Origin of the sequence: Streptococcus sp. HMSC064D12 (assembly GCF_001837205.1) — a bacterium.
Lineage (GTDB): Bacteria > Bacillota > Bacilli > Lactobacillales > Streptococcaceae > Streptococcus > Streptococcus salivarius_D.
The window spans coordinates 1-14,847 of the sequence record NZ_KV831765.1 but is presented as its reverse complement, the minus strand read 5'-3'; the positions used below and the strand labels follow the sequence as shown (position 1 = coordinate 14,847).

At 38.2% G+C, this 14,847-nt stretch carries 12 protein-coding genes; all 12 read left to right on the top strand.

Annotation, left to right across the window (positions count from 1 at the left end; genetic code table 11):
- Positions 1–12: 12 nt before the first annotated feature.
- The 12 genes from HMPREF2697_RS08980 (at position 13) to HMPREF2697_RS08925 (ending at position 14,578) form a co-directional block, all read left to right on the top strand.
- Positions 13–1,023, top strand: coding sequence for a sugar transferase (locus HMPREF2697_RS08980; protein WP_013990270.1), 1,011 nt, complete (start codon positions 13–15; stop codon positions 1,021–1,023).
- 35 nt (positions 1,024–1,058) lie between these two features.
- On the top strand, positions 1,059–2,267 hold the full coding sequence (locus tag HMPREF2697_RS08975) for a glycosyltransferase (RefSeq protein ID WP_045772250.1): 1,209 nt from the start codon (positions 1,059–1,061) through the stop codon (positions 2,265–2,267).
- A 38-nt stretch (positions 2,268–2,305) separates the two neighbouring features.
- The gene (locus tag HMPREF2697_RS08970) at positions 2,306–3,190 is read left to right on the top strand and encodes a glycosyltransferase family 2 protein (RefSeq protein ID WP_004182200.1); all 885 of its coding nucleotides are present in this window, start codon (positions 2,306–2,308) and stop codon (positions 3,188–3,190) included.
- A complete protein-coding gene (locus tag HMPREF2697_RS08965) occupies positions 3,183–5,642 on the top strand; it encodes an SP_1767 family glycosyltransferase (protein WP_045772251.1) in 2,460 nt (819 codons plus the stop codon). The genes HMPREF2697_RS08970 and HMPREF2697_RS08965 overlap by 8 nt, the downstream gene beginning before the upstream one ends.
- Before the next feature lie 9 nt (positions 5,643–5,651).
- Positions 5,652–6,893, top strand: coding sequence for a glycosyltransferase family 8 protein (locus HMPREF2697_RS08960; RefSeq protein ID WP_045772252.1), 1,242 nt, complete (start codon positions 5,652–5,654; stop codon positions 6,891–6,893).
- Positions 6,893–8,113 carry an accessory Sec system protein translocase subunit SecY2 gene (gene secY2 / locus HMPREF2697_RS08955; protein WP_013990275.1) on the top strand — a complete coding sequence of 407 codons (1,221 nt, stop codon included), beginning with the start codon at positions 6,893–6,895 and terminating at the stop codon, positions 8,111–8,113. The genes HMPREF2697_RS08960 and secY2 overlap by 1 nt, the downstream gene beginning before the upstream one ends.
- Before the next feature lie 139 nt (positions 8,114–8,252).
- On the top strand, positions 8,253–9,818 hold the full coding sequence (asp1, locus tag HMPREF2697_RS08950; protein WP_070850445.1) for an accessory Sec system protein Asp1: 1,566 nt from the start codon (positions 8,253–8,255) through the stop codon (positions 9,816–9,818).
- Entirely contained in the window at positions 9,811–11,340 is a 1,530-nt protein-coding gene (gene asp2 / locus HMPREF2697_RS08945) for an accessory Sec system protein Asp2 (RefSeq protein ID WP_070850443.1), read from the top strand. The genes asp1 and asp2 overlap by 8 nt, the downstream gene beginning before the upstream one ends.
- Positions 11,341–11,342: 2 nt before the next feature.
- Entirely contained in the window at positions 11,343–11,789 is a 447-nt protein-coding gene (asp3, locus tag HMPREF2697_RS08940) for an accessory Sec system protein Asp3 (protein WP_070850441.1), read from the top strand.
- Positions 11,782–14,157: an accessory Sec system translocase SecA2 gene (gene secA2, locus HMPREF2697_RS08935; protein WP_004182208.1), complete on the top strand. Its 2,376-nt coding sequence runs from the start codon at positions 11,782–11,784 to the stop codon at positions 14,155–14,157. The genes asp3 and secA2 overlap by 8 nt, the downstream gene beginning before the upstream one ends.
- Positions 14,158–14,170: 13 nt before the next feature.
- Positions 14,171–14,350: an accessory Sec system protein Asp4 gene (gene asp4, locus HMPREF2697_RS08930; protein ID WP_004182209.1), complete on the top strand. Its 180-nt coding sequence runs from the start codon at positions 14,171–14,173 to the stop codon at positions 14,348–14,350.
- A 3-nt stretch (positions 14,351–14,353) separates the two neighbouring features.
- The gene (locus tag HMPREF2697_RS08925; protein WP_041817196.1) at positions 14,354–14,578 is read left to right on the top strand and encodes an accessory Sec system protein Asp5; all 225 of its coding nucleotides are present in this window, start codon (positions 14,354–14,356) and stop codon (positions 14,576–14,578) included.
- Positions 14,579–14,847: the final 269 nt, after the last annotated feature.

The window sequence follows — 14,847 nt, the reverse complement described above, 5'->3', positions numbered from 1 at the left end:
AGAAGGGAAACCATGACTAAAGTACATATTACAAATCTATATGGTATGGCAGGGGATAGCACTGTCATCTTAGCTCAGAATGCTGTGACGGATATTGCGCGTGCTTTGGGGTATCGAGAGATTGGAATCTATTTTTATAATATCTCTACAGATAGTCCGAGTGAGAGAAGCAAGCGTCTAGATGGAATCATGGCAAGTATCTCATTTGGTGATATTGTGATTTTTCAATCGCCAACTTGGAATGGTTGGGAGTTTGACGCGGAATTTGTAGCGAAGCTGAAGGATTTAAGAGTTAAACTAGTGATTTTTATCCATGACGTTATTCCACTAATGTTCCGTGATAATGCCTACCTAATGCCGACTTATATGGAGATGTTCAATCAAGCAGATGTCATTATTGCGCCTTCACAACAAATGGTTAACCGTCTGTGTGAAGCAGGTCTGACTGTGGAAAAAATCTTGATTCAAGAATTTTGGGATCATCCTCATAACCTCAGTTTGAACCAACCAGTATTTAAAAAAGAGATTTTCTTTGCAGGATCTTTGACACGCTTTCCAGAGTTGCAAAATTGGGTTTATGAAACCCCTTTGCGAGTTTTTGCGAATGAGCCAAAGAGCAATCCAGAAGCCAATTTGGTGATTGAAGGATGGAAGCGCAATGAAGAACTCCTGATGGAACTATCAAAGGGAGGCTTTGGTCTTGTCTGGAATACCCAGTATAACGATGGGGAGAATGTTGATTACTACGAAATGAATATTTCACATAAGCTCAGCACCTATCTGGCGGCAGGAATTCCTGTGATTGTGCCCAACACCTTATCAAATAGTCATCTGATTGAAGAGCGTGGTTTAGGATTTGCTGTGAACAGTTTGGAAGAAGCCAATCAATTGGTTCAAAATATGGCTCCAGAATCCTATCAAGAAATTAGTAGTAGGGCTCAAGGGTTTGCTTTCCTCCTAAAAGAGGGGTATATCACTAAGAAGCTTTTAATAGATGCTATTAATTTCTTATTTACTTTATAAAAGGATAATTGAGAAAAAAGAGGGGGAAAATTTCAGTGAAAAGGGCAATCGTTCTTGCTGGTGATAATGGTTACATGGAAAAGCTAGAGGTAACTATAAAATCTATTGTTGCGACAAACAGTCAAATTATTTTTTATGTGATCAATGACAATCTCCCTCAGGAGTGGTTCTGGTTGATGGGGAGAAGATTAGAGTCTGTTCAATCACAAATTCGGAATATTAAGATTTCTTCTGATCAGATAAAAGGGTATTCGCTACCCATGGATCATTTAAGTTATGCTACCTTTTATCGTTATTTTATTGCAGATGTTGTTACAGAAGACCGAGCACTTTATCTAGATTCTGATATTGTTGTCACTGGAGATTTGACACCTCTCTTCGAAGAAGATATAGAAAATCATGCTTTGGCCGCAGTTACGGATGGCTTAGATGCTTCTAAGTTTAATGCAGGTGTGCTCCTTGTGAATACTGTGCTTTGGAGAGAAGAAAAAGCTAGCCATCAGTTGCTGGAATTGACGAATCGCTATCATCAAGAGGAGTTTGGAGATCAAGGAATCCTTAATCGTTATTTTAAAGGACGTTGGAAAAAACTACCAGAAGTCTACAATGTAATGGTTGGTATGGATACGTTTGCTCACACCTTTAACGTCCCTGAATGGTATGATAAGGCAGACCAGCTGGAGAAGGACGCAGTAATCATTCACTATGCGGGAGAGAAGCCTTGGTATCAGTGGAATTTGAATCGTTGTCGGGATATCTGGTGGTTTTATTATGGTCTGGAATGGTCTGAAATCTTGTTACGAAAGGATATTACCAAACGTCATTTCAAGGATTTGGTAGGAAGGCCCAAATTCCAAACAGCAGTATTTACGAATTCGGCAGCTATGGAACATATTGAAACATTGGTGGAAGCATTGCCAAATGTTCAATTTAATATCCTTGCTTACACAAATTTTGCTCCTAGTGTAATTGCTTTAGAAGCCTACTCCAATGTTTCGCTTTATCCTCGTTTTACACGGTACAATGCTCAAGCTGTGTTGGATAAATTGGATTTTTATTTGGATATCAATTATCATGAAGAGATTTATGATATTATTCAAAAGGTTACTGCGTTGAAAAAACCTATCTTTTCTTTTGATGTTACCAATCATTGTGAGATTGAAGGGGATAGTCACTGTTTTCATGTAGAGGATATTGATGATATGATTGGTGTTATTCAAGAATATTTAGCTCAATTGAGTTAAATCAGGTATGAATTAGGTTGAAATAAGTGAAGGAAAAAATGGAAAAAATTAGTGTCATCGTCCCTGTATATAATTCAGAGGCCTATCTTGAAAATTGCTTAAATAGTATCATCCAACAGACCTATCAAAATTTAGAAATTATCTTAGTCAACGATGGTTCAACGGATGGTTCTGCCGCTATTTGCCAACGCTACAAGATTCAGGACCCTCGAGTGAAGGTCTATCATAAGCCTAATGGAGGAGTTGGATCTAGTCGGAATCGTGCTTTAGAAGCGGTGACGGGAGACTACATTCTCTTTGTGGATAACGATGATTGGTTGGAACTGGATCATATCGAGAGTTTATATCATTTGCTGAAAAAAGCAGATGCAGATATTGCAATTGGAAATTTCACTCAATTTATGGAAGAAGAGGGGAACTTTTTAATCCATGTTGGGGGAAATGATTATTTTGAGCGTGTCTATTCTCCTTTTGAGTGGTTCCAACATCAATATGATGGGCAGTATAATCTGAGCCAATGTTTCACGGTCCCTTGGGCAAAGCTTTATAAGGCGGAATTGTTTAAAGAGATTGTTTATCCAACAGATAAAACGGTAGAGGATGATTATACGACCTACAAGGTCTATCTACAAGCTGATAAAATTGTCTATATGAACCGGGCCATCTATCTGCATCGTAAACGTGAGACAAGTGTGACCAAAACGGTTAATCTTGCAGATGTTTATCCGTTACAAAGTATCGAAGAACGCATGATGATTCTTCAATTGATCGGAGCTCCAAAGGGCTTAATAGATGCAGAAATTGCTGCTTACAAGTGGCGATTGGCCATTCATGAAGAAGAGACCTTAAAACATGGAGACATGGAAGCTTATCAGCAAGTACTGGTAAAAAAACGGATCAAGGAGAAGAGTTTTCATGCATGATACAAAAAGTCGGGCGATTGTTCTAGCAGGAAATCAGAACTTTATCGCTCAGTTATCGACGACTATAAAATCTATCTTTTATCACAATAAAAATGTGAAAATTTATGTTTTGAATCGAGATATCCTTCCAGACTGGTTTCGAAAACCACGGAAGATGGCTCAGCTCTTAGGGGGCGACCTCATTGATGTCAAATTGAATCCAGACGATGTGAAGGATACCTGGTGGACTCAGGAACATATTAGTCTGGATGCTTATTCCCGCTACTTTATTCCGAAGTATATCTCAGAGGAAAAGGTGCTGTATCTCGATGCGGATTTGCTGGTTCTAAAGAACTTAGAGGATATCTTTGAAATAGATATGAAGGGCCACCCGATTGCAGCCGTGATGGACACAGATAACCAAAGTTTTAATTCCGGTGTCTTATTAATTGATAATGGTTTGTGGAAACGAGAAAATATGACAGAGCAGTTGGTGAATGAGACGAATGGCTCACTCCAGCAAGCTTTAGAAGGAAATATTCCTAAATTTAATGGGGATCAGACAATCTTTAATAAGGTCTTTCGTGATAGATGGTTAGCCTTGGATAAAAGGATGAACCTCCAAGTTGGTCATGACGTGACTGCTTTTATGAGTCATTGGCCAAATCACTTTAAAGATAGTGAAGATCCCTATGTTGTGCATTTTGTCTCACACCGAAAACCATGGGCGACACTAAGTGCCAATCGTTTCCGCCAATTATGGTGGGCTTTCCACGACATGGATTACAGTCAGGTCTTGTCTCACCATATGGGGGACTTCCAGATAGAGATGGATCCAGATTATGAGCTCCATCTGTTCAATTTGACCAATTCTCAATCCTTCAAAAACCTTGAGGAATTGATTCAGGGACATCCGAAGGCCTTGTTCCATATTGCTGCCTATACGGAAATGGGAGAGGAATTGATGCGTCTTGCAAAATATGAAAATGTGAGATTGTATCCAGAAGTCGTCCCTCCAGTATTGGAAGAACTTATCAATCGTTCTGCTGCCTATTTAGATATTAACTATGGTACTGCTGATCAAGCAACCTTGGCGGCTTATGCGAAAACAGGGAAACCGATCTTGTCCTTCCCAGAAACCAGACATAGTGAGCAAGCGCAGTTAGAGGTCAACACGATTGAACAAATGCATTCACTCATTAAAGAGCGTATAAAGACAGGTGAATGGGGAGAAGTTCACGAGCTTCCACGATTGCACTCCTTAACCATGACCCAAACGCAAGATCTCGAGTCGATCGAAGAACTGGTCTGTGCTCTTCCATTTGTGCAGTTTCATATCGGTGCTTGGACAGCTATGGGACCTAAGTTAGTCGAATTAAAGCAACATCCCAATGTTAGTTTGTATCCTGCGATCAATCAGGAGCAGTTGAGCCAGTTGATCCATAGTGCGGATATTTATTTGGATATTAATCATGGCGATGAAGCTGGTGATATTCTATCACAGGTAGAATTGGCGGGGATTCCTAGTTTTGGTTTTTATAAAACCCAACACGGGAACCATGGGCAGTTTCTTTTTTCAAGTGAGCGACCACAGGAACTGATCACGGCGATTGAACAATTGGATGGAGAAGGAAGCTTGCCTAAAATTCTCCCTCTACCAACGGTTAAGTCCATTGATGAGAGTCTGGACTTCATTAGGGAAAATCATTCATCTGTCATTCGTTTTGGAGATGGTGAAATCAATCTAATAGCTGGCCATTCTATCGCCTACCAAGATTATCATCCTGAACTGGCACGAACTCTACGTGAGTTAGTTGGAATGAACAGTTCAGAAAAACTCTTAGTCTGTTTGCCAGATGCTTTCGAAGATCGCTTCAAATTTACGTGGTGGGCAGAAGATTTTTGGAAAAAGCATTTGGATCATTATGATGATTTTTATCGTCAAATTGCACCGGCACCATGGTATGGTTCAACCTTTATCTCACGTCCTTATATTGATTTTTTAGATAAAACAAAAGCCGAGTCACAGTTTGAAAAGCTAAAAAGGTTATGGGAAAACAAAAATCTCTTAATAGTAGAAGGAGCTACATCTCGTTCTGGGGTTGGTAATGATTTATTCGATCAGGCCTTATCTATCAAACGTATTGTCTGCTCTTCTCATTGTGCTTATAAGGATGTGGATGCTATTGAGTCAACAATTCGTAAGTATGCGGATAATCATCTTATACTTATCATGTTGGGCCCAACGGCTAAAGTATTAGTTGCAAATCTAGCTAAAGATGGTTATCAAGCCTTGGATATTGGACATATTGACTCTGAATATGAATGGCTAAAAATGGGTGCGACAACAAAAGTTAAACTCAAACACAAACACACGGCGGAGTATAACTTTGACCAAGATATTGAATTCATCGAAGATGAAACCTACACCAAACAAATCGTGGCAGACTTATCTCGTTTGCCGGTAGAATAAGAAAGATATATGAATAATAAAAATACAGTAGTATTGGCAGGAGATTATGCTTATATTCGTCAAATAGAGACCGCTTTAAAATCTCTTTGTTATCACAATCGTCAGCTTAAAATATACCTTTTTAATCAAGATATTCCAGTCGAGTGGTTCCGTGCCACGAGAGAGCATGTGGAGAGACTCGGAGGAGAGCTTCTTGATATTAAGTTAATTGGTCCTCAATTTCAGATGAATTGGACTAATAGGTTGGGACATATCAACCATATGACCTTTGCGCGTTATTTTATACCTGATTTCGTACATGAAGATAAGGTACTTTATCTTGATAGTGATTTGATAGTCACAGGTAATCTAGATAGTCTTTTTGAACAGGAATTGGGAGACAATTATGTCGGAGCTGTTCGTTCATGTTTTGGTGCCGGTGTTGGTTTTAATGCAGGTGTATTGCTAATTAACAATCGTTTATGGAAAGAGGAACATATCCGTCAAAAACTAGTGGATATAACTGAACGGGAGCACGCAAATGTAGGAGAGGGTGATCAATCAATACTCAATATGGTATTTGAAGACCGCTACCTGAATTTACCTGATACTTATAATTTTCAAATTGGTTTTGATGCTGGTGCAGCCGAGGGAGGTCATCGTTTTGTTTTTGAAATTCCTCTTGAACCACTACCTTTGATTTTACATTATATTTCTCCGGATAAACCGTGGAATCAGTTTTCAGTAGTACGACTGCGTGAGGTTTGGTGGCGGTACTGTCTCATGGAATGGTCTCAAATTTTGAAAACATGGACAAATCGGGGCTTTGAGTTAGAATCTAACCGTGAATCTACCGTGTTGACGTGTTATACTTTGACGAACTCCTACTTATTGGAACAGATTGAATACTTAGTTCAGCATCTCCCTCAAGTTCATTTTATCATCGCTGCCTATACCTATATGGCTACAGAACTTTTAGTGCTATCTCGCCATCCAAATGTAACCCTTTATCAAAATACCTATCCTTTGCTTGTTGAATATGAGCTATCTAAAGTTGATTTCTATCTGGATATTAATCATTATGATAAATTACCAGAAATCTATGAGTACGTAACTCAAAATCAGCTTCCTTTACTAACTTTTGAGAATACACAAGCTCCAAATCAATCTTATCAAGCTATTTGTTCACATGAAAATCCTGAATTGATGGTGAATGCTATTAATCAATTGGTTGCTAAGCGTATTAGTGAGAAGGAGGAGAGTGGCTGCTAATGAAAAAAATATTACAATCTATTGTTTTTAAACGTTTATCTTGGACAGTTCTTTTCCTCTTTATTTATGTTTTGGGAAGCCATTTAGTCTTACCATTTATAGATTTGAAACACCCAAAACTCTTAGGAGGGTTATCCAATTCGATAGCCTTCACAAGTGCTATGATGGGTGGTAATTTAAGTTCATTTTCACTTTTTTCTGTGGGCTTGTCCCCTTGGATGTCAGCCATGATTCTTTGGCAGATGTTTTCGTTTTCAAAAAAGTCTGGTTTAAGTAAGCTACCAATAGAAATACAGGATCGACGCAAAATGTATTTGACCTTTGCCATCGCTCTCATCCAGTCTTTAGCGGTGTCTCTAAGCCTTCCGATTGAAGTAGGAATTCCTAAAGGATTGGCTATCCTAACGAACACTATCCTTCTAATTGCGGGAACCTTCTTTTTAGTCTGGCTATCGGATTTGAATTCTTTCTTTGGTATAGGAGGTTCTATTGTCATTTTGATGGCCAGTATGGTTGCTAATCTACCTAGGCAAATTGGAGAGAGTATTACACGACTACATATAGGATTACCGATTATTCTCTCTCTGATTATCATGGGTTTGCTCTTCTTATATATTGCAGTTATTGTCCAAAGAGCACGGTATCGCATTCCCATCAATAAGGTTAATATTCATAATCGTTTTAGCCAGTATTCCTATCTTGATGTTATGCTTACCCCAGCAGGTGGGATGCCCTTCATGTACGCAATTTCTCTAGTCTCTATTCCTCAATATCTTCTTATCTTGATTCAGATTTTATTTCCTAAAAACAGTTGGACAAATACTTGGATTGAAGCTCTGACAGTGGGACATCCGATTTGGCTTGTTCTCTATCAAGTGGTCTTATTTGTTTTGGGGATTGCTTTTGCTTTCGTAAACGTTAGTGGTGAACAAATTGCAGAACGCATGCGAAAATCAGGAGAGTACATTTACAATGTTTATCCTGGTCCTGATACAAGCCGTTATATCAATAAAGTTGTCATGAAATTTGCTGTTATTGGGGCAATTTATACAGTTATCATGGCAGGTGGCCCTATGATGATTGTGCTTATTAATCCGCAGTACTTACAACTTAGTATGATTCCTGGAATGTTTTTGATTTACAGTGGAATGGTATACAATGTACGCGAAGAAATTGCAGCTATGACCCTAAATGAATCCTATAAAGGTTTGTTTGACTAGATTAAAAGTTAAAATTATTTATATCACCTCAATTATTCATTTGAGAGTGATAGGTAGTCTGGTGATCTTTTTGACCTGCCTACCTATCATCCTTAATATATCGTTAATTATTTTGAATTCATAAAAAATGGGAGAACATATGTATTATTTAATTCCGGCTTGGTACGGTCAAGGGGCAGAGTTTTGGCAACCTGACTTAACACCGTGGTATTTTAGAACCTCGAAAATAGAATTTGATGATACTTTACACCAAGCACGTATTTTTCAAGGCCAAGCGATGTCGCCTAGATTATTACTTTTAGCTTATCAACCACATCTACGTTATTTTCTGCACCGCTTTGATCTCTTAGAAGTGTCGCATTTTTCAGTGTTTGATGCTATTCAAGGAATCAAAGATCAGCCCATGCGTTGCCTACAAGTATCTGACTTGGATTGGGATGATGATTGTGACTTTATTTTCACCCCCTTCGTTATTGTTGTTGAGAAACATCATCAGCGTTTTGCCGAAATAGAGTTGGGACCAGAAGGATATTTGAGTCTTATTCGATATTATCAGGATGGTCTGATTTTAAGAGAAGAAGTCTACGATGACAGAGGATTTGTTTCTAGTATCCTTCATTTTGAAAATGGTCAGGCGACACACCGAGATTATTTGAATGAAGATGGCATTTGGCAACTTTGTCATTTCTTTGATGGACGAGGGATCGTAAGTAATCCAAGAACAGATCATCGTTTTAAGAAAAATTACTATATCAGTATGGAAGAAGTCATTTGGGAGTTCTTTGATGCTTATATTGCTCAAGAATTGACGCCTTCGGATTGCTTTGTTGTTGCGTCGAAAAGTAATCTGAATCAAACTCTTTATAGTCATCTACCAGAGGCTAATCAGAAAATCTTGACCTACTTCAAAGAACGCAATCAAAATGACCCCTTAGAGGATTATGCTTCTTATTTGCAACTTGTTGATCTGATTATTAGTGATTCTCAGGACTTTTCTACAGAATTAAGAAAACTATTTCCAGAGCAAGCTGAGAAGATTCAGCATATGGCATCTTATGATACCCGTCTAGCACTTGGAAAGAGCCAACGTCTTAAGTCATCTAAACTCTATTACCAGGTGAATTTAGATGATATCATTTGGGAAGCTATCTATCAGGTTTTAGATTTTGTAGCAAATCACCAGAATACTTATATTGTATTTGGAACTTTCAATGCGAATCCGCATGATTTTGATACATTTAAGGAAGACGTAGAGCACCTTATCTCTGAAAAACTGAATAAGAAAAAATTCAAACACATAAAAGATAATCAAAGTGCAGAAAACTACCTCGCTGAAAATGAGGAAGTTGAGTATCGTTATGATTTTGTTAATTTGATTGATGAGACAGCCTTGATTAAAGAATTTGAGTATACCCGTCTTATTGTTGATCTCAGCTTGGAACCACATCGTTATACTCAAATTGCAGGCATTAGTGCTGGGATTCCACAGATAAATAGGGTCACTTCGGACTATGTAACACATTTGAAAAATGGTTATATCCTAGAAGAAGTAACACAATTTGAGGAGGCGGCATCTTATTATCTTGATCAGTTAAAGTACTGGAATCAAGCTTTAATTGAAGCAATTGAGAAAATCAGAGAAAATACAGGAGAGCGTTTTGTTGAAAAATGGGAGCACTATTTGAAGGAGGATAAGTATGTCTAAAATTAGCATTTTGCAGGTTGGACGAGATAATTGGTCAAATACTTATGAACTCCCCGATAATGTTCGTTTTTTCTACCTTCGTGCTGGGCTTTCTAGTGATATTCTCCAATGTTTGAAACAAGCTAAACTAAGAAATTTTAATGCGGTCCTTGTTGATAGTCAGGAATCCTTACTCATGCTGATGGACTTGCGTAAGATCTTAGTTCCTTATACCATCTTTTATGATGCTGACCTTTTGATAGAGGACCATCGAGTAGGTCGCTTTCTGAAAGAAATTTGTGCTATACCAGCAGATTTTTCAGATAAGCAAGATCTGCTAGATACCCTGTCTAAGGCACTTTTCGCTGGACAATATGGTGATAAATTGTTCCCTTATCAGATTCAGGTTCATCCTCGATTCGAAGGGAAAGTTATTTATAATGGTTTTGAAAGTATCTCTTTAGATGGGAATTACGGCGATTCCTTTAAGCCTATTCTTAACTGGAGTTTTAATATTCGAGTAGCTGAGGATTTCCCTGTTGAACTTTGGTTAGAATTTGAGAAGGCTCAGACCTGTCAATGCCAATTAGTGCTGCGCATTATTCCTGAAGGTTCAGTTTCAGAAATCGTGAGAACAATTGTAGTTAGCGAGGAAGAAATGCGTAAAGGTGCCATTGTTTTAGATCAGGGGAGAACTTATATTTTATCAGCAACTTTAGAAGCTAAAGGAAATGGTGCTCTAAGAGTTGGGAATTTCCATCAACGATGGACACGTTTTCAATTTGGAAAGTTTGTATTGGGTGGGGGGATTCTCCATGATAGTAAACGTCAGGAAATCAATTATTTCTTTTATCCTGGGGATTTCAAGCCACCGCTGTCCGTCTACTTTTCAGGTTTTCGTCCTGCCGAAGGTTTTGAAGGATTTGGTATGATGAGGGCCATGGAGACACCTTTCCTGCTATTTTCTGATCCTCGCCTAGAGGGGGGAGCTTTCTACATGGGAACTGAAGAGCTTGAAAATAGTATCAAGGATACTATCCAACATTATTTGGATTACCTAGGCTTTGACAGTGATCAACTTATTCTCTCTGGGATGTCCATGGGAACTTTCCCATCTATGTACTATGGCGCGGACTTTGAACCTCATGCCATTATCATGTCTAAACCTCTAGCCAATGTTGGTACCATCGGTAATCGTGCCAGACTTTTGGCACCAGAGGTTTTCCCGACAGGAATTGATGTCTTGCATTTGCAGACGGGACGTTTGGACAATGAAGGCGTCGAGGCCCTTAATCAGAAGTTCTGGGATAAGTTTGAAAAAGCAGACTTCTCAAACACGACCTTTGGGGTTTCTTACATGAAAGATGAGGATATGGACCCAACAGCCTTCGAGGATATTACTAAAGTCCTATATTCTTCGGGAGCACGAATTCTTAGCAAGGGAACTTCTGGACGACATAATGATGACCATTCAACTGCGACTGCTTGGTTTCTCAATTTTTATCGTATGATTTTAGAAAATGATTTTGGAAGAAAGGGATGAACATGATTCATAAGAATGACTCTCAGATTCAATGGGGAACGAATGTGAGATCCTATATGTTTGGTTCCCAAATTGAACATCATCCAGATGGCTCAGTCAATTTCAGTAACCCCTTGATAGCATCAGGAACTGAGATTCATTCCTGGCTGGCTATTCAAAATTATCAGGCGAGTCGAAAGCAACCTAGCTTACCTTTGTTAAAAAAGGGATATATTTATCGTCTCGAATCACAATTTACAACAGTTCCTGAAGGTACGGTTTATCTTAAATTAAGCTTCTTAAATCGTTATGGTGAGGAAGTTAAGCAGATGATTGAAAAAAAACAATCTTTCACCTTCGTCTATCCTCATGAAGCCTACAATTATTCCATCTCCCTCTTGAGTGCTGGAATGGTAGAATTGGATTTTAAGGGAATGACAATCACTGAAGTAGGAGAAGAAAATGTTTAATTCTTTAAATCCTTTAAAACCAGTAAAAAGTGTACTCAAGCAAGTTAATGGTTGGGCTGAGCAGATGGCACAACTGGATGACCAGTCATTAAAAGATAAAACTACTGAATTTAGAGAACGGCTAGACAAAGGCGAAAGTTTAGATGATTTATTACCAGAGGCTTACGCAGTAGTACGTGAAGCAGCTAAGCGTGTATTAGGTATGTTTCCCTATGATGTTCAGGTTATGGGAGCAATCGTTATGCATCAGGGAAATATTGCTGAGATGAGTACAGGAGAAGGTAAGACCTTAACAGCAACCATGCCAGTTTACTTAAATGCACTGACAGGACAAGGAGCAATACTTGTAACGACAAACGAATACTTAGCAAAACGTGATGCTGAAGAAATGGGACAAGTTTACGAGTTTCTAGGTCTAACCATTGGCGTTCCTTTTGCAGAGGATGGTGAAGAACTTGATACCTTTGAAAAAAGGGAGATTTACGCTTCTGATATTATCTATACGACAAATAGTGGTTTGGGCTTTGACTATCTTATTGACAATCTAGCTTCGAATAAAGACGGTAAATACATGCGTCCTTTTAACTTTGCTATTATTGATGAGGTTGATTCCGTCTTACTGGATAGTGCGCAAACTCCCTTGGTTATTTCAGGTTCTCCTCGTGTTCAATCCAACTATTATGCCATGATTAATACACTCATGACGACATTGGTTGAGGATCAGGACTATATTTTCAAGGAAGAAAAGGGTGAAGTTTGGCTGACAACTAAAGGTGCAAAGTTAGCTGAAAATTATCTAGGAATTAGTAATCTCTATGCCAAAGAGAATGCTACGTTTGCGCGTCACCTTATTTATGCTCTCCGAGCTCATACCCTATTCAAAAAGGATAAAGATTATATTGTTCGTCAAGGAAAAGATGGACCAGAAGTTGTTCTTTTAGATAAAGCGACTGGACGCTTGATGGAATTGACCAAACTCCAAGGAGGCATGCATCAGGCAATTGAAGCCAAGGAGCTTGTAAAGTTATCTCCCGAAACACGTGCCATGGCTTCTGTCACCTATCAAAGCCTTTTTCGTAAGTTCAAAAAGATTTCAGGTATGACTGGGACTGGTAAGACGGCAGAAAAAGAATTTTTGGATACTTACGGAATGCAAGTTGTTCAAATTCCGACCAATCGTCCGAAACAAAGGATAGATTATCCAGACAATCTTTATGTAACTTTACCAGAAAAAATCTATGCTTCTCTAGAGTATGTTAAGCATTATCATCGAAAAGGGAATCCTCTCCTAATATTCGTTGGTTCGGTTGAAATGTCTGAATTATATTCTAACCTTCTCCTAAGGGAAGGAATTGCCCACAATCTTTTAAATGCTAATAATGCTCCTAGAGAAGCTGAGATGATAGCTGAATCAGGTCAGATGGGTGCTGTCACGGTAGCTACTTCTATGGCGGGACGAGGGACTGATATTAAGTTGGGACCTGGAGTCGCCGAATTAGGTGGTCTTGTTGTCATTGGGACTGAACGTATGGAAAGTCAGCGTATTGATTTACAAATCAGAGGACGTTCAGGACGTCAGGGAGATCCTGGAATGTCTAAATTTTTTGTTTCACTTGAAGATGATGTTATCAAAAAGTATGGCCCTAACTGGGTACATAAATATTATAAAGACTACACTATTGATGAAAAAACTGAGAGTATAGAATTAGTAGGGCGACGCTACAGACGTTTGGTCGAGAAGGCGCAAAGAGCTAGTGACAGTGCGGCACGTTTTTCACGTAAGCAAACACTAGAATATGCTGAGAGTATGAACATTCAACGGGAACTCATTTATGCCCAACGAAATCACCTTATTAATCAAGATCAGGATTTAACAGATACCATTGAGCAGGTTCTTGATGACTATATTGATATTGCCCTGGTTGAAGAAGATCTTAGCGAGAAGGAGAAGTTGTATCACTTTATTCTCAAAAACATTAGTTTTCATATTGAGAAAATTCCAGATAATCTGGATATTGATGATGTCGAAGCTGTGGCTGAACTTATCTATCAGTTTGCTTATAGGGAAATAGATGATAAAAAGAAACAATTAGACACCATTGATCTTTTTGGATATTTCCAATGTCTATCACTTCTTAAGGCTATTGATGATAATTGGATTGAACAGGTTGACTATTTACAACAACTCCAACAAGCTATTGGGAGTCAAACGGCTAGTCAGAAGAATCCAATTGTTGAATATTATCAGGAAGCATTTGCAGGTTTTGAAACCATGAAGAAGCAGATCAAAAAAGACATGGTTCGCAATCTTTTACTCAGTCAAGTGCTTGTTAGTGAGGATGGTAATATCGTGACCTACTTCCCATAGGAAAGAGAGAAATATGACAAATAAAGACTTATTTCATAATGCGGTTGAAGGCCGTATGGAGGAGCTAAAACAAAAGCCCATAGTGGAGGAAAAAGAAACTAGGGGCGAGAAAATAAATAAGATTTTCTTTTTTATGTTAGGCTTTGTTATTATAATTAGTTTAATTTTTACTTTAATAGGTATGTTGAGGTAGTCTATGCAAATATTCTTTATGATTTTACTCATCATTTTAAGTGTGTCACTTATTATTACTGTAACACTGCAGCCTAGGCAAATTCAGATTTTTTCGAGTGATGCCACGAGTAATATTGGTAGGACCAGTTACTGGGCAAGCCAAACTCTTCTAAAGGGCCTGACCCTAGGTCTTAGTTCTGCATTATTTGTTGTTCTATTGGTCATGATGGTTATCTCTTATCATTAGTTATAGTTGATTATCATAGATTAATGGGGTTAAACTGACTATTTTTATAAAGTAATCTTCCCTCAAACATTAAGTTTCTGAGGGATTTTTTATGTTTCTTTGATTTACAAAAAAAGTTGAAAATAATAAAGTTTGAAAAATAAGTTATAGTACTAATTTTTTGACTATTTTTATGATAAAATGGGATAATATGCTTATGAAAAAGATATAGAAATAAAAAATAAATGAAAAGGTTTATATATGTTTTTTAGAAGAAATGAGGGTCAGTA

Bases quoted from the DNA above. Each gene is read 5' to 3' on its own strand.
- HMPREF2697_RS08980 (WP_013990270.1), top strand. From the start codon at position 13: ATGACTAAAGTACATATTACAAATCTATATGGTATGGCAGGGGATAGC.
- HMPREF2697_RS08970 (WP_004182200.1), top strand. From the start codon at position 2,306: ATGGAAAAAATTAGTGTCATCGTCCCTGTATATAATTCAGAGGCCTAT.
- HMPREF2697_RS08965 (WP_045772251.1), top strand. From the start codon at position 3,183: ATGCATGATACAAAAAGTCGGGCGATTGTTCTAGCAGGAAATCAGAAC.
- HMPREF2697_RS08960 (WP_045772252.1), top strand. From the start codon at position 5,652: ATGAATAATAAAAATACAGTAGTATTGGCAGGAGATTATGCTTATATT.
- secY2 (WP_013990275.1), top strand. From the start codon at position 6,893: ATGAAAAAAATATTACAATCTATTGTTTTTAAACGTTTATCTTGGACA.
- asp1 (WP_070850445.1), top strand. From the start codon at position 8,253: ATGTATTATTTAATTCCGGCTTGGTACGGTCAAGGGGCAGAGTTTTGG.
- asp2 (WP_070850443.1), top strand. From the start codon at position 9,811: ATGTCTAAAATTAGCATTTTGCAGGTTGGACGAGATAATTGGTCAAAT.
- asp3 (WP_070850441.1), top strand. From the start codon at position 11,343: ATGATTCATAAGAATGACTCTCAGATTCAATGGGGAACGAATGTGAGA.
- secA2 (WP_004182208.1), top strand. From the start codon at position 11,782: ATGTTTAATTCTTTAAATCCTTTAAAACCAGTAAAAAGTGTACTCAAG.
- asp4 (WP_004182209.1), top strand. From the start codon at position 14,171: ATGACAAATAAAGACTTATTTCATAATGCGGTTGAAGGCCGTATGGAG.
- HMPREF2697_RS08925 (WP_041817196.1), top strand. From the start codon at position 14,354: ATGCAAATATTCTTTATGATTTTACTCATCATTTTAAGTGTGTCACTT.